Raw genomic sequence first — 21,594 nt, forward strand, 5'->3', positions numbered from 1 at the left:
TTCCTAAACAATTTATAAGGGGCGTGCCCCTATGGCTACTAACCTTGTTTGTTATGGCCTTATCAGTATCTTCTACCGAGTCTACTATTCATTTGAAAATTGCTTGTTAGTTTCGTATTAATGTTTATGTAGAGTTTTTTCTTTCTACTTTTTCGTTTGATTTCAAATAGACTGCAAAGCTTTTCTGGAAGAAGAGCTTTGCAGACTTTTTGTTTCTTGTTTTACTGAGATAAAAATTTCGTATTTCCATTGGAATCCACTGCACACTAAGAAATCCTTCCGTATGATTCACGGAAGGATTTAGCTTCAATTCATTTTTCTCTCTTTAGTTCTTTTTATTTTCTTTACCTTTTACCTGTTTATCTAAGAAGTTAATCAAGATTTTCATGACTTTTGGTTGCACCCAGTGAGTTCCACCATGGCCAGCACCTTTTACAACATAATAAGTGGAATCAACCCCTTTGTTAATTAAATTTTCGTGTAATATTTCAGTTTGATTTGGTGAAACAAGTGTATCTTTATCTCCGTGCATGATTAAGAACGGAGGTGCATCCTTAGTGATATATGTGATGGGGTTTGCTTTGGCTGCTTTTTCAAGATTATCAAAAATCGAACCACCAGGGCTCATTACGGAAGGTCCATTTACCCACATACCTTCTGGTGCGGAAGGAGATTTGTGAAGGGCCTGAATCTCTTCTGAAAAGCCATCTCCAACTCTCGTTAAGTCAGAAAGCCCATATAAATCGATAACCGCTTTCACATCACTGCTTTGATCTAGATTTTCCCCTTTATCGAATTCCGCCAAACCATTTGTTATTCCAGCAAACGCAGCAAGATATCCGCCAGCTGAACTACCCATTACAACGATATTATCAGGGTCGATATTAAATTTTTCAGCATTGGCACGCAGGTAGCGTATGCCCGCTTTCACATCTTCAAGTGGTGAAGGGAAGGTACTCTGAGGCGTAACCCGATATTCAATACTAGCGACAACGTAACCTGCCTCTGAAATGGTCATTCTTTGTTGTACAGACTTATCGTTATTAGCTGACATGAATCCACCTCCTGGTACAAATACAACTGCAGGAAGTGGTTTTTTACCTTCAGGCTGTAATATATCCATTTCTAGTGGAACATTGGAATCACCATAAATAGGTTGCTGAGAGTAAACAACATCTGAAATTAAATTAACAGAAGGTTCCTTAATAGGGACTTCTAACATTTTAGCCTTGTTGTCAGCTGCACTAGCAAGTGGAGTAGCAACAGCAAGAATACCAACCATTAGTAAAGAAAGAAAGGGAGCCTTTTTTATTTTCATTCAATTATCCTCCTAGAATATATTTTAAAGATTAATGATAATAACCCATAGCATGTATTGATTTATTTGAGCGCTTACATAATCTACACTCTTACTCAACCACGTCCATGAATTGTATCCTCCTTTATTAGGACCAAACTGTAATGGAAGCGCTGACAAATCAACAGATAGTCTCTTAAAAATTGGAGTTTTTTCCTTGTCTTTATATTAATAACATGCGTGTAAAATTGTTAGCCGCTTTCTGTAGGAAAAAGGAAATGTGTTTTTGTATGTTTTGAATACTAACCTGGAAGAGAAAATATTCCCTTCTTTTCAAAAGAGATTCATCGAGGGATTTACTTATCTCTAAAATCTCCTACAGGAAGCTTTCAATCAAATGTATATTTATAATAAACTACTGATACAAGGGTTCTGTCGACTAAGTCTTTTGTCAAAATGCTGGTGGAACCGCTGATATCGATCGATGACGAAAACACACATGTGGAAATTAAGTAGAGATTTAAACCGCTTAATTCCTAGAAGAGTATCAAAGAATTTTCTGAAGAGTCTTTCTTTTACTAAACCAATTTACAGTAGTTACGTTTTTTGATTAAGAGATAGATTACAAGTTTCTGACTGCCCACCAGGTATAGTCTTCGCATTCCCATTAAGAATTTCCCATTTCGAAGGGTAAATGGGTTCATTTCCGCGAATGTTACACTTATATAATGAGATGATGCCTATACTATCTTCCTGTTTTCTGGAAAAAAGAATGAATTTATTGTGTTTTAATGGGAAATTCCTTTATAATGCGCATTAGATGATTTTTTAACATTGAATACGAGAGGAGACTGAAATATGAAGAAACTATTGTACCCAATCATCATTGGATTATTGGCAGTTGTTCTGACGGCTTGTGGTTCGAACGATGAAGCTGATAAGAAAAATGACGAGAAAGAGACTAAAACAACTGAGAAAGAAACGGCTAAAGCAACTGAGGAACAGCAAAAACAGATGGAAGAAATGCAGAAGAAACTAGACAAGCAAAAGGTGGATGAAAAGAAAACGGTGGCCATCGTCAATGACGAAAAAATTTTAGGCGCGGAATATAATACCGTGTTGTCCACCACACAAATGCAGATGCAGCAATTCGGACAAGACCCGACAACCAAGGAGGGAGCCAAACAAACTAAAGAGCAAACGCTCAACTCTTTAGTGGGGCAAACATTGCTGCTTCAAGCAGCTGATAAAAAGGGCTACACAGCTTCCAAGGCCGAAATTGATAAGCAACTTGCCGAAATCAAAAAGCAATATGAGAGTGAAGAGAAATTCAAGGAAGCGATGAAGCAAGCAGGACTGAGTTCGGAAACGCTGAATGCTCAGATTGCAGAGAACATCCCATATACAAAGTACGTTGAAAAAGAGATTAAAGTGGAAGAAGCAACTGATGAAGAAATCCAAAAGTATTATGACCAGGTTGCAGAGCAAGCTAAAACAAGCGGACAGAAGGTACAGAAACTCGAAGAAATGAAGCCGCAAATCAAGGAACAACTAGAGCAGCAAAAGAAACAAGAAAAGCTTGTGAAGCATGTGGAAGAACTTCAGAAAAATGCCAAGGTCGATATTAAGATTTAATGATGAAAAGAGCTGCCAATTTTGAAGTAAATCCAAAAAGTTAGACACTTTATTTACTTAGGCAGCCTTGAGGGCATGACCCGGTAATCTACCGGGTCATGCCTTTTAATGTTACCTTGATTCGTTGATGATTTTAGTAATGGATATATTCTTCTAGTTCTTGTTTGAAATGCTCCATGCTTTTAAATTCTTGAAGATAGAGTAATTCGGATTCCAAAGAAGTTTTCAATAAGCGTATTATCGAGACAATTTCCTTTGCGGGACATGCTTTGTGTAACGTTATGTTTTTTCAAATAATGAGAGTATCGTTTCATCTGATAATGTCAGGCATTCAACTTTTTTTAGATAGGCATTCTCTGCACGTAAGTATTCTAATTCGGCAAGAAGTGCTTCTTGAAAGCTATTAGCTGGCGATTTTTTCTTAGTATCTTTTTTCATGGATAGACACCCCTTTTTCTCTGGTTTAAGAGCGTCTAGACCTCCTCCCTTAAACTGATTTGCCCAATTCAAAAGTGTAGAATCGGAAGGGAGGTTATAATGTACAGCGGTCTCGTTGATCGATGCCCCATATTCGTTCATATATTTAAGTACCTATAGTTTAAAGGGCAGAGTGTAATTTGTATAGGATGAAAAAAGTCCTTCCACCCTATGCGACCCATCTTTTCAGAGGGGATAAACCTACATTTCTTTCTTGAGCAATGGATTTATAGGATTTTTCCCCTTATAAGTACTCTAAAACTGCATTTGATTTTTCGTCTATCGTATATTTAGTCAAAAAAACTGCACCTCCAATTGTTAGATGTTGTCTAACAATTGGGGTGCAGTTCAAAATTGGCTGCTCTTTCATTATGATCTTTGGTCGGCCTACTAAACGCATTAACCGTTTTAAGGTCACTCTGGTATTTGCGGGATTATAACCAGCCGCGCAATTTCTTAACAACAACTGCTGCCGCCAACCAATACCAATCCTGCACCCTCTTGATTTTCTTCTTTGTCTAAAGTTAACTCCTCAGTTCCGGTAATCTGTGAATCGATAGCCACTTTGATTCCATTAATAGTTTTAATATTGTCAGATTCCTGCGGTTCATCTAAAGATATGGTAAATTGTGGTCCACAACAACCAGCAACAGAAGTAAGACGAATCCCTCCTGCACCTTTTTCATTTAAAAAGTTTTCAAGTAATTCTTTTGCACCATCTGTAATTTTCATATTAAATCCTCTCCATTTCTCTTCCTATGCATTAGGAAATATTCTTTTTAATGCATCCTTCATTTCTGGTTTCACCTTAATTTTAGGACGTGCGGTTTTAGCCATTTCATCTGCTTCTTTAATCGTATTTGCCTTCCCCAAAGTCAACAAGGTTCCAACCGCAACGGTTCCCGTGCGATTGCTTCCTCCCGCACAATGAAAATACACTTTCTTTCCTTCATTATATGCTTTTACGACATGAGCAATCGACTTTTTAATAGATTCATCTTGGTGTTCAGCATCATCTACAATGGGACTATGCAGTCGGCTATACTCCGTATCGTCAGGCGCTTCTGCACGCAAATCAAAAATAATATCGGCTTTCTCATTTTCCATCATGTCTTTCACATCATCTGCGCCACCGATGAAAATGCGATCTTTAATTAATTCATGGTAAGTCTTTGTGGTCATTATATCCATCCTCCAATTTAAATGACTTACTCCAGTCAGAGGTACAATCAATTAGTTACTGTAATCTTTCAGCTTTTCATACCCAACCTTTTCCTCATGCATCCAAGGGATGATTACACATTTCTCAGATGACTTTTCCTTAACTTCATGAATCCATTCTTTTTCTGCCATTGCCTTCCCGCTTAATACAGGGTCTGCCGTATTAGTAGCATATAGACTCTGATTAATTACCCACCACTGTGGGTTGATATTTGCCCTTCTTAAATCATCTTGTAATCGGGATGCTTCTAACACGGGTGTGGCTTCGGCAAGTGTGACGATCACGACGGAAGTTTCTTCTGCATTCCTAATTTGAGGAAGTAATTTTTTTACACTCTCAGGGACTTCACCCGTTGACTTGGCTATCTCTTTACTATAAGACTGTGCAGCATCCAACAATAACAACGTGTGACCCGTTGGAGCTGTATCAATGACGACTATTTCATTTTCTGATTTAGCGACCACTTCAGCGAAGGCTCGGAATACGGCTATTTCCTCTGTACAAGGGGAATTAAGATCTTCCTCTAAATAAGCGAGTCCTTCTTCATCTAGATTTTGGCCAGCGTTCTTTATGACATCTGCTTTGTATTTTTCGACTTCTTCTTTTGGATTAATACTGCTAATCGTTAAGTTTTGATTAAATTGACCATTTTCGAATTGGTAATTCAAGTGTCCCGCAGGATCGGTTGTCGTTAAGTGCACACAGTGCCCCTTCTCAACTAAACCAACAGCAATCGCTGAAGCAATCGTTGTTTTCCCCACTCCACCTTTCCCCATTGTGAAAATAAGCTTTGTATTATTTGATGAGAAATCAGTGATCATTTCCTTCAATCTTGGAAGATTCGCTGTTTCATCGTCATATGTCACCATCTTTGATGGGATCGTGTACTGTTTAAATAAGTATCGTAAATTGTCTATACCTGTTAAGGAAAAAGAAACAAACGGTAACGAATAAACAGCAACCTGTTTTAAATGTTCTGGTATGTGCTGTAATGCGTTTCTTTGGCGATGATAAAAGGCGGATGACACTTCATCTTCTTCAAGGTGTGTCTGAAGAAGCCCATTCACGATAAGTATTTGGTTTTTCACGCCAATCTCTTTGAGTTCATTGAATGCACGGTCTGCTTCTAATAAGGATGAGGCGTCAGGTCTTGTTACCAGGATTAAAGTGGTTTTACTTGGATTGGAAAGGACCTCCACGGTTTTAGAATAAAGGTCTTTTTTGTCCGCCAACCCTGATAAAGGACCTAAGCATGACGCACCGTGTGTGCTTTCTTCCAGGAATCCACTCCATGCCGTTGGAAGCTGTAAAAGCCTTAACGTATGCCCAGTTGGAGCGGTGTCAAAGATAATATGGTCATACTGATTGACTATGTCAACATTAGTCAGCAAATTGGAAAACTCATCAAATGCAGCAATCTCCACCGTACATGCTCCTGATAATTGTTCTTCCATGGTCGCAACGACGGAATCAGGTAGCTTCCCTTTATATGGACCCACCACTTTGTCACGATACGCGTTCGCTGAAGCTTCCGGATCTAAATTACTGGCAAATAAATTTTCAACACCAGGTACGGCTATGGGTGTATTGGTTAGACTGATTCCAAATACATCTTGTAAGTTGGAAGCTGGGTCTGTGCTGATGAGCAACACCTTTTTTCCACTATCGGCTAATGCAACAGCAGCGGCACTGGCAGTCGATGTTTTTCCTACCCCACCTTTTCCCGTTAAAAATAAAAAGGGTGTTTGAATGACATTCTTCGGATTGAAAGATTGAAACATGCTTTTTCCCCTTCTTTCTATCTATCTTATTTCAGTTGATTTAAATCAATGGAAAGACGAGCTTTTGGCTTTTCATTTAACTCTTCAGGTTTTACTTCAAACCATTTCCCAAACTCTTCGTTCGTTGGATAACTTCCCTCTTTTACAATCTGATTATTGACTAAAATAATTGGCAAGACGTCAGGTCCTTTTTCATGTAAAGCTTTATTAATCTCAGGGTTGTCTGCGAACTTAGCAGGATCATTGGTCAATTGATATCGTTGAATATCAACCCCCTTTTTCTCCAAAGAATAAACAGCAGATGCCACCCTTGTTAATTCAGGATCAACACTCGGTCCACATACGCCCGTTGAACAACACATTGCAGGATCAAAGATTTCCACTTTCATCATTTGTTCTCTCCCCTTCATATATAATCATTTACTTATGCTATGGATAAAACGAAAGCCGAGTGATTACTCGGCTTTTCAATTTTATTTATTCACCCGTTTTAGAGAAACGTGCAATTCTTTCTCCTATTTCATCACGAACACGTTGGAAGGTAGCCCATTTTTCTTCATCTGTTCCTTCCGCTTTTGCGGGGTCATCAAAGCCCCAATGTTCACGTCTCACATGCGGTGGCGTCATTGGACATTTGTCTGCCGCATCGCCACATAATGTGACCACAAAATCGGCATTATTTAAAATGTCAGGGTCAATGATATCGGAAGTTTGATTGGTAATATCCATTCCAACCTCGTTCATCGCTTTAACAGCATTCGGATTCAAGCCATGTGCTTCAATTCCTGCACTTAGCACTTGCCATTCGTCTCCTAGATATTTCTTACCCCATGCTTCAGCCATTTGGCTTCTGCAAGAGTTACCTGTACATAAGAAGTAAAGTGTTTTTTTAGCCATGCTGTTTCTCTCCTTTGTTTGTAAGTAAGTGTTTAATGAATGATTTGCAACCATATATATAAGCCAACTAATGTGATGAACAATGTTGGGATGGTTAAGATGATACCCGTTTTAAAATAGGTTCCCCATGAGATTTTCACGCCTTTTAATGAAAGGACATGCAGCCACAATAATGTAGCCAAGGAACCAATCGGTGTAATTTTTGGTCCCAAGTCCGAACCGATGACATTTGCATAAATCAAGGCTTCTCTTATGGCCCCAGTTGTATTCGTATCTGATATCGCCAGTGCATCAATCATTACGGTTGGCATGTTATTCATAAGCGATGAGAGGATAGCGGCTATGAAGCCCATTCCAATTGTTGCTACAAATAATCCTTGATCGGCGGTAACTTGGATTAAATCCGTTAATACATTCGTCAAGCCAACATTTCGCAGGCTGTACACCACTACATACATACCAATTGAGAAAAAGACGATTGCCCATGGTGCGCCTTTGATAACGGTTTTCGTGTTGACCGCTGGACTCCTTCTAGCCATCATGAGGAAGAAGATGGCGACAATGCCTGCAATGATGGATACAGGAACCTCAATAAATTCACTGGCAAAATAACCAACCAGCAATATTCCTAATACGATCCAGGACAGCCTAAACATCCTGTGGTCTTGAATGGCTTCCGCTGGTTTTTTAAGCTGTGATACATCGTAATTTTTCGGTATGCTTTTACGGAAAAATAGATATAAAACCAAGATGCTTGCTACAAGTGCAAAGATGTCCGGTACGATCATTCTTGAGGCAAACTCGGCAAAACTGATATTGAAAAAGTCTGCGGATACAATATTTACAAGGTTACTCACCACTAAAGGAAGTGAGGTTGTATCGGCAATGAACCCACTGGCGATGATAAAAGGGAAAATCATTTTATCACTAAATTTCAAGGCCCGAACCATTGCTAATACAATCGGGGTAAGGATAAGGGCGGCTCCGTCATTCGCAAAAAAAGCAGCCACAAGAGCACCAAGGATACTTACATAGACAAACATCCTTACTCCATTTCCCTTGGCGGCTCTCGCCATATGCAGTGCTGCCCATTCAAAAAATCCTATCTCGTCCAAAATAAGCGAGATGATGATGATCGCGATGAAGGCGAGTGTTGCGTTCCAGACTATCGATGTCACGTCTATGACATCAGTAAAGTCCACCACTCCAACAAGTAAGGCCAAAACCGCACCGCCACAAGCTGACCATCCGATTGACAATCCCTTCGGCTGCCAGATGACGAGAATGAGTGTTAATAAAAAGATGATAACTGCCAAAATAACTGATCCCACTGAAGTAGTACCTCCTAGTTAGTCACAACAAATCCGTTTTCCTTGTGCTGTTAAGTTTTCTAATTTAAAGTTTTGACTTGGCAAATCCTTGATGACCGTCTGAATAAATGTGTAATGGGAAGAAGACGGGTTTAACGAGTAAAAAACCCATTGTCCCCTCCTCGCTTCATTCACGATCCCGCTATCTTTCAACTTTCGTAAATGCTGGCTGATAGCTGGCTGGCTCATCTCGAATAGGTCCACAAATTCACAGACACAGCATTCATGCTCAGCCATGATCTTAATCATGGTCAAACGGGTTTTATCACCTAGTAATTTAAGAATGTTTGCCGCGGTTTCCAAATCTAACGCTTCATTCATAGCTTTTCATCCCTCCTAGCACAAAGTAAATAAGTATATGCTTATGTGATTATTCATCATCATTGTATAAGCATATTCTTATTTAATCAAGTAATAAATATTCAACGATATAATTTTAAAATTTAGTCTGCTTAAAAGATGTTTCATAAAGTGTGTTGTTGATGAACTAACGGGGCAGGATTGTTCATTAATATTGAATTCAAAGTTCGAGAAATTTATTTATAAATTATTTGCACAATTTTTCATGTCAAAAAATAAAAAAAGAAAAGATCGTGCTTAGTATGTAAGTAACTGTGACCCAATAAGGTTTGTTATTTCCGCTCATTTGCCCAATCTTAAATAATCCACTCTCATACAATAAAACCAGATTACTAAAGGGTACAAATGGTTTTAAATTATAAGGAGTGAATATTATGGGTAAGGACTCAAAAAGGGATTTATGTAGTGAATTTGCAAGGATTCTTGACGGTGATGCAAGTTTTATGAACGGAGTATGTCTAGTTCAAAGATTTAGAGACATACCATTTAAAATACTTGGAAGGAGAACTAATTCACCGTAGTAAACCCTCAATTTTTCACCTTTGAGAATTTAGATAGTAAAGGAAATGCACTAAATCTAGGTGAAACAGTTCTACTTCAAGACGAGGTAAATCCATTGTTAACAGAATTAAGAAAAAGGGACCTTATTGTAACAGCAGTTCATAATCACTGGTTGTTTGAAAACCCTAGAGCCATGTATATGCATTTTGAATCAATCGAACCACCACTGGAATTTGCTCGAAAAGTTCGGGAAGCATTCAAAGTTTTAAAAGGTTAATTTGAAAAACAATTTAATCAGGAGCTGGAATCAGCTCCTTTTGTTATGAACTAACGGGTGCGTGTTCCAGATGGCAAAAGAAGACACAATAAGTGGTCCGACTATCCGAAAATAATTTAATAGTGCATCTCGAAATAAAAAGTATCATATAAAAAGACCAGTCTGACTTCAGACTGGTCTTCTATTTCTACAACAGGAATTATTTTTTATTTCCAATCTCACTGGAACAGGACTGCCACAGCAAGAAGCATCCTTTGATTTAGTTGCTGGAGCATCAGAATCGCAGCAACTGGATGCGAGATTCACACTGCAAACTCCTGTTTCAGGAAGTTGCAAGCGCACTTCTTTTGCCCCTTCGACATCCCCTGTCAGATAAGCCACCACGGAACGGACTTGTTCGTAGCCTGTTGCCAGTAAGAATGTAGGTGCTCTTCCGTAACTCTTCATGCCAACAATGTAGAAGTTCTTTTCGGGGTGCCGTAATTCCTGTTCACCATGCGGCCGCACCGTTCCGCAGCTATGGATATTAGGGTCAATAAGCGGAGCAAGCGCTTCTATGCTTTCCACAGCCGAATCAAGGTTTATCCTTATTTCATTTAAAAAGGATGTATCAGGTCTGAAACCCGTACTCACAACGATCTCATCAATCTCACCGATTGTGGTTTCTTCTCCGTCAAGTTCCCCCACAACAGTGATTTTACCGTTTGCTGGATAAACTCCGCTAATATGAAAGGGAGTAAGGATGTTGATTCGTCCAGACTCCACTAATTGCTGAATTCTAATGCCAAGTTCTCCGCGAGCTGCCAAGCCGTCGTTTTCTTGCCCGCCGTACACATCGTTGATTTGTTTTTTACGAAGGACCCAGTAGATCTTGGTATCCGGAAACTTTTGCTGTAAGGTTGCGAGATCCAATAGGGCATTTATTGCAGAATGTCCGCTCCCGATCACCATGATCGATTTATTTTGATATCTATTTTCCAATTGGACGACGTTTGGAATGCCATAGTGAATTTGATTGTGTAATTTTCTCTCGGCATTCGTCCAGATACCATTGGAAAGGATCGGGTTTGGATTGGTCCAAGTACCTGATGAATCAATCACTGCTTTCGCTTCAATGACTGTTGTGTCACCATTCACTTCTACATAGAGTTGAAAGGGAACCGTGTCTCGTTTTCCTGTTTTCAATTTATCATGAGCCTTTTTGGCAATACCTACTACTTTTGCTTGTAAGATGATCTTTTCTTTTATTTCTGGAAGGTTACTCAACGGAAGAAGGTACTCTTCCACCAGTTCGCGACCTGTTGGCAAAGCTTCTTGGTTGGGTGAAATCCACCCAGACTTCTCAAGTAATTCCTTTGCTGTTTGATCGATGTTATACTGCCATGGGGAAAACATTCTGACGTGTCCCCACTCCAGCATGCTGGAGCCAACCGAATCCCCCGCTTCCAATACGATAAACTTCTCTCCTTTTTTCAGTAAGTGAGCGGCAGCGGCAAGCCCTACAGGACCCCCGCCTATAATGGCTACCGGCAATCCTCTTTTATCAAATTGAACCATCATTATTCCCTCCTATATTTTATTCCCTCAAAAAAGTTGTAATTTGCAAGTATTATTAAAAATTATACTACCCCCAAGGAGTAGTACAGCATACGGAAGACTTCAGCATTTTATCATTAAGCAATTTCAGCGAACGCACCACGGATTCCTTTTCAAACTCATTCATTGTCTTGAAGATTTCATTCAAGTAATCATTCATTTGCTGATCGATTAATTGATTGACCTTCATTCCTTCATCGGTCAGAGAAAGAATAGAAATTCTCCGATCTTCAGCATCTTGTGTTTTTGTGACCAAATTCAATTTTATTAAGGATTGGATTTGTCGGCTGAAGGTCGTAATGTCCGTCCCCAGTGTTTCTGCAATTTGCTGGATGGAAGAGTTGTTTTGTCGGTTTATTTCATACAGGATATGGCTTTGAACGAGTGAAATTTCAATTCCATCTGCACTGCAGCAATTTTTATTCAATAATCCAAACCGCCTAGTCAAGAGTTGGAAGAGACCTCTAAGGTTTTCATTTTCCATTACTGTCACCTCACTTTATTTATATGCTAATTATTTGTAATTTACAACTATTTGATTCAACTATTTTTTCATTTATCCTTTTAGCTTATTAAAAGCTGCCATGAAATTTCGGTGAGTTTGCTCGCCATAATAACACGCTTCACCTTTAAAAAAGTTTGTTTCAATGAATTCTTTTGCCTTTTCCACCATAGGTTCACGAGAAGCTAAAACCAGCTTGAAATAAGCATCAAAATAACCAACAGACAATACGCTTGAATGGTTTACTGTCAAAAACCTCCTACCCCCTAATTGTTTTAAAGTAATTTCTCCATAGCCATCACATCGACAAATTCCCCGTCTAAAATTCCATGGTTCTTAAACACTCCTACTTCGCGATACCCCCGTTTTTTGTACAATCCTTGACCAATCTGGTTAAAGGGAAAAGTGAATAACACAATTTTATTGAAGTCATTTTCTTTTGCGAGCTTTTCGATTGATTGCAGCAATAAACCGCCAATCCCTTTTCCTCGATGATCTCTTGAGATATAAACGGATAAATCGGCAACCCCATTATAAGCACTACGATTGTTATATTGATTCAAGGAAGCCCATCCTACGATTTCCCCTTCTTGTTCAGCGACAATTACCTTATATCGACCGCTGTGTTTGGCGAACCACTCCTCTATGTAGTCTTGATCCTTCAGTTCCGTTTCTAACGTGGCAATTCTATCCTCAATCCCTTGATTGTAAATTTCTTTGACCGAGCCCATGTCTGTTTCGATCGCTTCACGAATTATCATATCTTTCCCCTTTCGTTTGCCACATGAGTTTTTCAATATTCTATAGTTGATTTATAACATTGATAGTTGCAAATTACAAGTATTATGATTTTTTTATGCAAAGTAATTCTTAACGAATAATAGAGCTTGAAACAAGAAAACTGCCGAGTGACCGGCAGTTTTTTCAGCTTTATAAATATTTCCGGTGAATACCTTTTCCATCATAGGAAAACAGGACTTCTTTTCCTTCCATGACTGATTCCATATGCACGGGGCGGCCCCAGAGCTGATAGATATATGGCATGACTTTTTCGAGATATTTCAGATCCAGTTCAATATCTTCATACCAATGTTTTAGATAAAGTTCCCCATTGCGCATGAAGTCCCCATCATTTACTGTGATATAGGGGAAACCGCCGTTAACCCTCATACTGACGAGTTGATCACGAACATGTTCCCATGACTTATCGACGATTTTATAATCCTTGCCCTGCTTTTGGAATAAGTACATATCCTCCCGCATGACCAGATCTTTCGTCAAATAATTGCGGAGAAAGGAAATATCCGATTCGATTTCCCTGACTTCGAACATCTTTTCCCGGCCAGATCCAGGCTTGACGCCCAGCCTGATCATTTCTTCGGTTGGATTATCATAGCGTTCTTCAATATCTTCAAGCACTTTCAAGCCGAGATAATAAGGATTGATGCTGGTCCGTGAAGGCTGAACGACGCCTGCGTTCAGTTTCGCGAATTCAATGGCTTCCCCTGAGGATAGATCCAATTCACGGATTATGCGCTGATGCCAGTAGGATGCCCAGCCTTCGTTCATGATTTTCGTTTCCAGCTGCGGCCAGAAATACAGCATCTCTTCCCTGATCATCGTCATGATATCCCGTTGCCAATCGGTTAAATCCCTGCTGTACTGTTCTATGAAAAGCATAATATCCTTTTCAGGCCTTGGCGGGAATTTTTTTCTTTTTTTAATGTTGGATTTCATCGGTTTATCCTTATTATCAAGGTTCCATAAATCATCGTATTGTGTGGCTGTCGGTTTTATTTCCTCTTCTTCTTCCTCATCCTCCATCGTCCAGGCAAGCTTTGGTCTCATCAGCGACGGATCGATATGTTCTTCAATGGCTAAAAGTGCATCAAGGAAGGTTTCCACTTCCTTTTTGCCATGAAGGATTTCATATTCACGGATTCTTTCTGCCGTTGCCGACATACTTTCTACCATATCTCTCTTAGTATTATTGAAACGTATATTATTCTTAAAGAAATCACAATGCGCCAAAACGTGGGCAACAATCAATTTATTTTGTACTAGTGAATTGGAGTCCAGCAGAAAAGCGTAACAAGGATCAGAGTTAATGACCAGTTCATAGATCTTACTTAATCCAAAGTCGTACTGCAGCTTCATTTTATGAAATTGCTTCCCAAAGCTCCAATGAGAAAAACGGGTAGGCATCCCATAGGCACCAAATGTATAAATGATTTCTGAAGGACAAATTTCATAACGCATCGGGTAAAAATCCAACCCGAACCCCGTTGCTATTTCGGTAATTTCACTAATGGCATATTCCAGAGCCTTTTGCTCCGCTTCATTCATCCGATATCCCCCTTGTCTTCCGCCTTTAAACTAATGTATGAAAAAAAGGAGGAAAAATGCCGTGATCATGAGAAAGGTCCTCGATAACAGAAAAAAAACACCTCCATGAAGAAGATGTCTGGCCAAAAGTTTCGTGCAGTTTTGCACTCAATCCCTTTGATATTAAAATTTCGCAAATTCCGTATTCATAGCCTCTTTTTTCGTTTTAGAACGGATCCAGGAAATGATGAGCGCTGCAATGATGACAAAACCTAAGTATCCTGTGACTGGGTATACCGTCCCAACCAATTTAATAAAGCCAACGAAACTTGCAAGGAAAGCGAGAATCCCGACCATAATCACGGATATTTTAAAGCGTTTCGTTTCGGCAGGCACCAACCTGGCGGTGAACGCATACAGCATCCCGACAGAGGTATTATAAATCATTCCTAAAAGGATGATTGATAGGATATATCCCAACCATGGAGAAATCTGATTCGCTAAATGAAGGGTAGGCATTCCTGAGCCTTCTATGCCCTTCAAGTCGGACATCATCCCCAAATTGATCAAGAATAGCAGGATCCCCAAACCTATACCTCCTAGAATTCCTCCCATACCAGCCTCTTTCTTATTCTTGAAGGTCCCTCCCATTACGGCTAGCATGGCAATTCCGGCAGTCATATTATATGAAACATAAAGTAATGAACCCATCATCCAATTCCCGGTTGCAGCCGTTCCTTTACTTGAAGATGAAATGATTTGATTGAAACTTAGATCGGATGTAAAAAATGAATAACCTGAAATGATGATCATGATAACGAATAAAAACGGTGTGACGGCACTAATGATGGACATTATTTTATTAACATTAAGTAAAAGCGTACCAATCGTGAGCACCGTCATGACGATTGCACCGACTATGCTTGGAATCCCGAATTGTTCCTCAAAAATCGTTCCGGAACCGGCAATCATGATGACTGTAACGCCAAACAAGAAAAATGTGATGATAATATCGACCACCCTGCCTATATAGCGGCCACAAATATGATCGATGATGCTTTTATGGGAGCGTGTTTGGAGAGTGCTCCCCAACTGGGTAACTTGCATGCCTAAAAACGCGAATAAAGCTGTCGCCACCACAATTCCCAATACACTGTAGATTCCAAAACTCGTGAAGAACTGTAATACTTCTTGTCCTGAAGCGAAACCTGCTCCAATGATGATCCCAATATATGCTCCTGCAAGATTTATGCTGTTTTTCATATCAAATACCACCCTAATTATATGATTATTCTGACAATTTAAGTTAAAAGAAATATGTTCCCTTTCATCATGATCCTGTTCTTTAATAGCCTCCCAGCTTCAAGTTAACGGGCCGATGTCCATGAAGCCGGGAGTTTCTTTTATTCCAACTCTTATTTTTTTGTATATTTTTTACTATAGGAAGTGAATTCATCGACAGCAGCATAATCGACTTCATAGCCAATGCCTGCCGCCTTTGGAACGGTTATGACCCCATCTTCCACTGTAACCTCTGGTTGGATGATGTCTTTATGCCAATAATTCGAGGATGCTGCCGTATCACCAGGCATCGTGAAGTTATCAAGTGTTGTCAATGCGATATTATGGGCACGCCCGACACCAGATTCCAACATGCCTCCGCACCAAACCGGTACATTCCTTTCTTTACATAAGTCATGTATTTTCATTGCTTCCGTTAAACCGCCAACCCTGCCGATCTTAATATTAATGATTTTACAGCTTCCCAATTCAAGGGCTTTTCTTGCATCTTCGACGGAATGTATACTTTCATCTAAGCAAATCGGTGTTTTGATTTCCGCTTGTAATTTGGCATGATCGACAATATCATCTGATGACAAGGGCTGCTCAATCATCATTAAATCAAATTGATCAAGTTGTTTCAGTAATTCGATGTCTTTCAGCCGGTAAGCGGAGTTTGCATCTGCCATGATCGGAACATCGGGATATCGATTGCGTACTTCCCTGATTACATCTACATCCCAACCTGGTTGTATTTTCATTTTGATTCTTTTATACCCATCCTTCAATCCAGCTTCTATCTTCGCCAGTAATTCAGGTACCGTTTTTTGGATGCCGATACTGATTCCAACATCGATTTTTTCCAGTTTTCCGCCTAAAGCCATACTTAATGGAATATTCTTTTCTTTCGCATATAAATCCCAGATGGCTCCCTCGATTGCCGATTTTGCCATATTATTTTTACGAATATGCGAGAATATATCCGATACATCACGAGGATGCTCTATTTCTTTATCCAATACAAGCGGAATCAGGAAATCCTCCAGCATCGTCCAATTGGTTTTTATGGTTTCTTCGTTATACCAAGGTGCTGAAAACGCCACAGATTCAGCCCAGCCCGAAAGCCCTTCTCCATTTTTCACTTCCACAAGAATGAACTCCTTATCCACAAACGTTCCAAAGCTTGTTGTAAAGGGAGCTACCAAATCCATATTTAAATGACGTAGACGCACTTCTGTTATTTTCATCCCGATTCCCCTCTTATTCTTGTTTTTTTAATAAATAGTTTTGAATGTTTTCACCTTGTTCCCGTTCGATCCCGGCTGCAACATATCCTTTGGCAAAAAGAGCTTTGAATAATTCACCGGTTTTTAACCGCCAATCAATCGCAAGGCGAAGATCAGCTTTTTTGATTTGTTGAATATCTGTCGGAATGGGTATAGCGATCACCTCGGCATTGGTTTCGAAATGATAATCCTTGATGTAAGGAAAGCCTTGGTCATTCATTGCTGTGGTTACGATGTGTATGGCTTTATCAGGAAGCCGAGTCTCTTCCTTTGCTTCCTGCCGTATATTCCATTCCACCATGAATCGATCAGTGGACAGTCCTTCATTGAGGGTATCCTTCATATTTCCATAACAATCTTCCATATATGTAGAGCAAACAGCTTTTAGCTTACCGATATTCAAGTTTGCATTCACACTTTCCAATGGATCATACGTCCATGTGATCAAGTCGTAGCCTTTTTTGAGTGCTTCTTCTTTTTGTGCAAGTTTAAGTAATCTGCCGTAGCCCATCTTTTGATGGTCCGGATGGATGGCTAACATATGTGAACAAAGATATACCCTTCCGTCATTGAATCCCGGGAAACTGTATTGAAACCCGACTAACTGGCCATTGATATAGCCGCCTAAAACAAGCCCGCCGTTTTTGACTGCCGTAATCGTCTGATGAATGGGAACGCAATCCATACCCCATACGAGGGCTTCCAGTCGCTGCACTTCTTGTAAATCCTCAAGTGTGGATAGGGATTTAATGATTAATTCATCAGTCATGTAAGTGGCCCCCATCTCCATATTTCTCGAAAGTCAGTATGGTGGCTTTGGCCAGGATTTCAATTCCCGATAACAAAGCATCTTTGTTGAACGTCATGTTCGGATGATGGAGCCCTGGTGCCAAATCACAGCCCAATCCAAGCATCGTCGCTTTGAGTTCAGGTCTTTTCAACGTATAAAAATGAAAATCCTCTCCTCCGGTTGTAATGACAGGCGCTACCAGATTTTCTTCCCCGAGTGTATCGGTTATCGCTTCAGACATTATTTCCTGGGCTTGATCGTTCACGGTTGCTGCAGCAACACAGGTTCCCGGTTCGAGTTTCACTTCGACTCCATGGACAATGGCCAAAGACTCTGCAACCTTTTCCACCTTTTTGGTGAGCTCTTCCATCACTGCATTATCCTGTGCCCGTAAATCCAATGAAAAAGTGGCTCTCCCCGGGATGATATTGGAACTTTCGCCGCCAGCAAAAAACTGCGTCATTTTTACGGAATAAGGGATGGACGGATTGAGATGGATTCCATTTAACAAAGTGATGAATGCCGCTCCAATCTCGATGGCATTTTGCCCTTGATGCGGTCTGGCTCCATGCGCATCAGTTCCCGCTATTTCACCTTTAATGAACTGAGCGGCTCCATGGACAATGGCAGGCGCCGCTTGCCCATCCTTAACTTCCTCAACCGGTCTTAAGTGCACTCCATATAGGAAATCGACATCATCCAATACCTTTTCTTCAATCATCTTCAAGGCACCCGTACCTTTTTCTTCAGCAGGTTGAAAAATGAATTTCAGCTTCCCACTAGGACGAAAGTCCATTTCCTTCAATACCAGAAATACTCCAAGTGCCAAGGTCATATGACCATCGTGTCCACAGGAATGATTGGCTTGAAACGTCCCATGCACCTCCTGCCAAAGTGCATCGATATCCGATCGTAACCCGACCGTGAAATTCCCATCCCCGATTTCCCCAATCACTCCTGTACAGTCTTCGAATGTTTTCACCGTACACTGATTCTCCGTTAAAATATTTGAAATGAAAGCTGTCGTATTCACTTCATTCCAACTCGTTTCAGGATTTGCGTGTAAATGGTCAAAAATATCGAGTATACGCGGCCTTAATTTTTCGATAGATTTTGTGATATCCATTTCTGTCTCCCCCTTGTATCCCGGTTTAATCGGCTTGTTCACCAAACTGGTGGAAGTTTTATCTCAAAAGAAATAATCGTCTTGATTGAACGCATCATATATAGCTTTTCTTTCTTTGAAACCCTGTTCGTCTTTAATCGATACACCGGCTACTAAACTATTCAATAAGGAGAATAACACCGGTGCCGTATCGATCGTGGAAGTCCTTGGTGTTGAAATGGGCAGTAAAATGTCAGTGTATTCAGCAATCGGAGCCAGTTCGGAATCCGTAATCCCAATTACAAATGCACCCGCTTTTTTGGCCATTTCCGTTATTTTCACAGTCTCTTTAACATAGCGGTGAAATGAAATGGCTACAAAAACGGAATTTTCAGTCATTTTATTCAAAAGTAAAAATATATCATCAGTATCAGGCCGATATAAATGAACCTCTTCCCTAACAAGCCTAAGTGTAAAGGTTAACCAATGTGCTGCCGAAAATGATAAACGGTGTCCGGATATCAAAACATTGTCAGCTGCCGCCAATTTATCGACTGTTTTGGAGAAATCTTCATTTGATAAATTTTTCATTGTCTTTTCGATGCTGATGATATCCTGCCCCATCACTTGAGCCATGAAGTTTGGCTGACTCGCGGCTTCAAGTTTTGAAGAATGATATTCATTCAAACTGCTGCTCTCGTATATCAACTGATTGCGAATAAGCTTTTGAAGCTCAGCATATCCACTTAACCCTAATGAATAGCAAAAGCGGATGATGGTCGTTTCACTCACCCCAATATCCTTTCCGAGCTTTTGAGCTGAAGTGACTGCAAATGTATGTGAATGCACTAACAAGTATTTTGCTACCTTTTTTTGACCAGTAGATAAACCAGGGAATACTTCTTTAACTTTTTGCTGTAAATCCATAAAACATCCCCTCTGAAACAAGATATGAATCCAAAACTTTTTATATGACAATATGAAGTTTTCACTTCAACAATAATAGAGAGTATTTTATCACGGGACTTTTAATAAAACAATAATATTCTGAATTTTTAATAAAAAAGAAGGAATGCTTCAAGCACAAAAAAAACCACGGAGATGGACTCTGTGTTTCAGTTTGGCGGCAAAATGGGGTTCAGAGTCCGAATAGTGAGGTGAAGGTCGAAAAAAAGTCGTGAACGGCCGAATACAGTGCGGGGTAGGTCGAATACTGTGCCTCAACGGTCGAATACGGTGTGGTTTAGGTCGATAAACTGCGTCAACGGCCCAAGACAGTCGGCGGAAAGGGATTTTAAATCAACGTCCACAAAAGAAAGGGAGCGGATTTCTGAAATCAACTGAACTGTTTAAATAAAAAACTGCAGGCAAACTGAGTTTTCATCGAGTTTGCCTACAGTCTGAAACCACGAAGATGGACTCCGTGGTTTTCCTTCATTTATTTTTTATGACGCTTTGCATAGCCGCATCGTTTGCATAATTCTTCAACTGCACATCTTCTTGAAAAACCGTCATACATATTTTTCGCCCGTTCACCATTTAAAATGTCTTCAAGTGATGTTTCGAATATATTTCCCAGCGGTATTTTGCCTTCACTATCCAAGCAACAAGGTACGACTGTACCATCCACCAAAATGCCTAATTGATCTCTAAGGGCATAGCAGAAAATATTTTCATCGATAATGTCACGGTCCAATTCCGGCCACTCGAATTTTTCGGCCATGTTTATATAAACCCGGTCCCTCAACTTTATATTATTCTTTTGCTGAAGAGCTTCACTTAAGCGAATATCCAATGAAAGTTTCTCCTCAAGCATGCTTAGAATATCGTCGTTCAGGCCATTACTCGCTTTTAATTCATCCGTATCCATATTCCATAAACGAATGGCACAAATCACTTCACTTTTTTCATTTGCTTCATTTATGAAATCGGCAATATTACTGACATAAGAGTCAAGACTATTGCTCGTATCGTTTGCCTCAAAGCTATGAAGTGAAATATTCACCTGCCGAAGGGCTTTTTTGGAGAGCAGCTTGTCTTTGACCTTTTGAATCAAAGTACCGTTCGTTGTAATATTAACCTTCAGGTCATTTTCAGCACTGATATCCAGGAATGTACCCAAATTTTTATTTAAAAACGGTTCACCCATCAGATGAAAATAAATATGATCGGTGTGTGGTTTGATTTTCTTGATTACATCCGTAAACCCTTCAGGATCCATGAATTTCAGGGTCCTTTGCAAGCTGGAGCTAGGACAAAAATTACACTTCAAATTACATATATTCGTAATTTCCACATAAACTTTCTTAAACTTTCTCATTTTCTAATACCCCTACAATCAAGCTTATTGTTTCAATCTGATACTAACTATACTTGTTAGCTGCTCATAAATGCAATGAAAACTTCATGGAAGCTGAACGGCTGGCATCATTCCCCATTAGCAGCTAATCCGATATCCACCATTTTCCGGACAACCTTTAAACGAAATCAGAAAAAAACATCTTCTCGAGATGAAGATGTTCTGTTATGCATCCCTTAAGTTTTCCGTTTGTTCCGATCTCACTTTCCTTTTTGTTCTGTGACCTTCAAACTAAGTAATTTTTCATTTTTTAAATCATGTTGTACAGTCACGATGACATTGAACTCCTGACCTTTATTCTCGACCAAAAATCTGAAATCGTCTTCGACTAGATTTTTCGCTACTGTTTTTCTGCCCTTATATTCGTAATCGGTAATCTCAACTTCAGGATAATCTGCCTGCACAACTGTAATCGCAATCTTTCCGTATTTTTCGTAATCGGGTTTTTGGGCTTGTGCTGAAATGGCCCCTGCTTGCATAATCAAAAAAATCCCCATTAGCATCACGATGACTTTTTTCAAAATCTTTTCCTC

22 protein-coding genes and 2 pseudogenes are annotated in these 21,594 nt (G+C 39.8%); 2 read left to right on the forward strand and 22 right to left on the reverse strand.

Going from position 1 to position 21,594, the window contains the following annotated elements; all coding sequences use genetic code 11:
* Positions 1–325: 325 nt before the first annotated feature.
* A complete protein-coding gene (locus V3595_RS20950; protein WP_485909277.1) occupies positions 326–1,318 on the reverse strand; it encodes an alpha/beta hydrolase fold domain-containing protein in 993 nt (330 codons plus the stop codon).
* An 837-nt stretch (positions 1,319–2,155) separates the two neighbouring features.
* On the opposite strand from V3595_RS20950, the gene V3595_RS20955 reads away from it, so the two are divergent.
* Positions 2,156–2,932, forward strand: a complete 777-nt coding sequence (locus V3595_RS20955) for a SurA N-terminal domain-containing protein (RefSeq protein WP_137019316.1) — start codon at positions 2,156–2,158, stop codon at positions 2,930–2,932.
* 57 nt (positions 2,933–2,989) lie between these two features.
* Here the strand turns inward: V3595_RS20955 and V3595_RS20960 are convergent.
* The 9 genes and pseudogenes from V3595_RS20960 to V3595_RS21000 all read right to left on the reverse strand — a co-directional run.
* Positions 2,990–3,255 (reverse strand): annotated as a pseudogene (locus tag V3595_RS20960) (IS3 family transposase); the annotation flags it as partial.
* Positions 3,212–3,511, reverse strand: coding sequence for a helix-turn-helix domain-containing protein (locus V3595_RS20965; protein WP_485909279.1), 300 nt, complete (start codon positions 3,509–3,511; stop codon positions 3,212–3,214). The pseudogene V3595_RS20960 and the gene V3595_RS20965, both read right to left, overlap by 44 nt.
* A 354-nt stretch (positions 3,512–3,865) precedes the next feature.
* Positions 3,866–4,141 (reverse strand): iron-sulfur cluster assembly accessory protein, encoded by a 276-nt coding sequence (locus V3595_RS20970; RefSeq protein ID WP_137018076.1) that lies wholly within the window; start codon positions 4,139–4,141, stop codon positions 3,866–3,868.
* A 24-nt stretch (positions 4,142–4,165) separates the two neighbouring features.
* The gene (locus V3595_RS20975; RefSeq protein WP_485909281.1) at positions 4,166–4,591 is read right to left on the reverse strand and encodes a protein-tyrosine phosphatase family protein; all 426 of its coding nucleotides are present in this window, start codon (positions 4,589–4,591) and stop codon (positions 4,166–4,168) included.
* Positions 4,592–4,642: 51 nt separating this feature from the next.
* Complete coding sequence (gene arsA, locus V3595_RS20980) at positions 4,643–6,412, reverse strand: arsenical pump-driving ATPase (protein ID WP_485909283.1); 1,770 nt, start codon at positions 6,410–6,412, stop codon at positions 4,643–4,645.
* 26 nt (positions 6,413–6,438) lie between these two features.
* Positions 6,439–6,804: an arsenite efflux transporter metallochaperone ArsD gene (gene arsD, locus V3595_RS20985; RefSeq protein ID WP_485909285.1), complete on the reverse strand. Its 366-nt coding sequence runs from the start codon at positions 6,802–6,804 to the stop codon at positions 6,439–6,441.
* 85 nt (positions 6,805–6,889) lie between these two features.
* The gene (gene arsC, locus V3595_RS20990; protein ID WP_063593232.1) at positions 6,890–7,309 is read right to left on the reverse strand and encodes an arsenate reductase (thioredoxin); all 420 of its coding nucleotides are present in this window, start codon (positions 7,307–7,309) and stop codon (positions 6,890–6,892) included.
* Between the two features lie 32 nt (positions 7,310–7,341).
* Entirely contained in the window at positions 7,342–8,640 is a 1,299-nt protein-coding gene (locus V3595_RS20995; RefSeq protein ID WP_485909287.1) for an arsenic transporter, read from the reverse strand.
* Between the two features lie 18 nt (positions 8,641–8,658).
* Positions 8,659–9,000, reverse strand: a complete 342-nt coding sequence (locus V3595_RS21000; protein WP_485909289.1) for an ArsR/SmtB family transcription factor — start codon at positions 8,998–9,000, stop codon at positions 8,659–8,661.
* 413 nt (positions 9,001–9,413) lie between these two features.
* Between V3595_RS21000 and V3595_RS21005 the strand changes: the two are divergent.
* Positions 9,414–9,817: pseudogene (locus V3595_RS21005) on the forward strand (DUF1259 domain-containing protein).
* A gap of 168 nt (positions 9,818–9,985) precedes the next feature.
* Here V3595_RS21005 and V3595_RS21010 read toward each other — a convergent pair.
* The 12 genes from V3595_RS21010 to V3595_RS21065 form a co-directional block, all read right to left on the reverse strand.
* Positions 9,986–11,374: an FAD-dependent oxidoreductase gene (locus V3595_RS21010; protein WP_485909291.1), complete on the reverse strand. Its 1,389-nt coding sequence runs from the start codon at positions 11,372–11,374 to the stop codon at positions 9,986–9,988.
* A gap of 67 nt (positions 11,375–11,441) precedes the next feature.
* Complete coding sequence (locus V3595_RS21015) at positions 11,442–11,897, reverse strand: MarR family winged helix-turn-helix transcriptional regulator (protein ID WP_137018069.1); 456 nt, start codon at positions 11,895–11,897, stop codon at positions 11,442–11,444.
* Between the two features lie 72 nt (positions 11,898–11,969).
* On the reverse strand, positions 11,970–12,167 hold the full coding sequence (locus tag V3595_RS21020) for a hypothetical protein (RefSeq protein WP_137018068.1): 198 nt from the start codon (positions 12,165–12,167) through the stop codon (positions 11,970–11,972).
* Between the two features lie 23 nt (positions 12,168–12,190).
* Positions 12,191–12,676 (reverse strand): arsinothricin resistance N-acetyltransferase ArsN1 family A, encoded by a 486-nt coding sequence (locus tag V3595_RS21025; protein ID WP_485909293.1) that lies wholly within the window; start codon positions 12,674–12,676, stop codon positions 12,191–12,193.
* Positions 12,677–12,845: 169 nt separating this feature from the next.
* Positions 12,846–14,261 carry a SpoVR family protein gene (locus V3595_RS21030; protein ID WP_485909295.1) on the reverse strand — a complete coding sequence of 472 codons (1,416 nt, stop codon included), beginning with the start codon at positions 14,259–14,261 and terminating at the stop codon, positions 12,846–12,848.
* A 162-nt stretch (positions 14,262–14,423) separates the two neighbouring features.
* Positions 14,424–15,503 (reverse strand): YkvI family membrane protein, encoded by a 1,080-nt coding sequence (locus V3595_RS21035; RefSeq protein WP_485909297.1) that lies wholly within the window; start codon positions 15,501–15,503, stop codon positions 14,424–14,426.
* A 152-nt stretch (positions 15,504–15,655) separates the two neighbouring features.
* Positions 15,656–16,768, reverse strand: a complete 1,113-nt coding sequence (gene menC / locus V3595_RS21040) for an o-succinylbenzoate synthase (protein ID WP_485909299.1) — start codon at positions 16,766–16,768, stop codon at positions 15,656–15,658.
* A 13-nt stretch (positions 16,769–16,781) separates the two neighbouring features.
* The gene (locus V3595_RS21045; RefSeq protein WP_402901688.1) at positions 16,782–17,576 is read right to left on the reverse strand and encodes a GNAT family N-acetyltransferase; all 795 of its coding nucleotides are present in this window, start codon (positions 17,574–17,576) and stop codon (positions 16,782–16,784) included.
* Positions 17,569–18,717, reverse strand: coding sequence for a M20 peptidase aminoacylase family protein (locus V3595_RS21050; RefSeq protein WP_485909393.1), 1,149 nt, complete (start codon positions 18,715–18,717; stop codon positions 17,569–17,571). Before V3595_RS21050 ends, V3595_RS21045 begins: the two co-directional genes overlap by 8 nt.
* 69 nt (positions 18,718–18,786) lie before the next feature.
* On the reverse strand, positions 18,787–19,629 hold the full coding sequence (locus V3595_RS21055; protein ID WP_485909302.1) for a MurR/RpiR family transcriptional regulator: 843 nt from the start codon (positions 19,627–19,629) through the stop codon (positions 18,787–18,789).
* Positions 19,630–20,140: 511 nt separating this feature from the next.
* Positions 20,141–21,022 (reverse strand): radical SAM/SPASM domain-containing protein, encoded by an 882-nt coding sequence (locus V3595_RS21060; RefSeq protein WP_101224318.1) that lies wholly within the window; start codon positions 21,020–21,022, stop codon positions 20,141–20,143.
* Positions 21,023–21,261: 239 nt separating this feature from the next.
* Complete coding sequence (locus V3595_RS21065) at positions 21,262–21,582, reverse strand: DUF3889 domain-containing protein (RefSeq protein ID WP_485909304.1); 321 nt, start codon at positions 21,580–21,582, stop codon at positions 21,262–21,264.
* Positions 21,583–21,594 lie beyond the last annotated feature (12 nt).

It is taken from the genome of Bacillus sp. CFBP9009 (assembly GCF_036541465.1).
Classification (GTDB): Bacteria; Bacillota; Bacilli; order Bacillales; family DSM-1321; genus Peribacillus.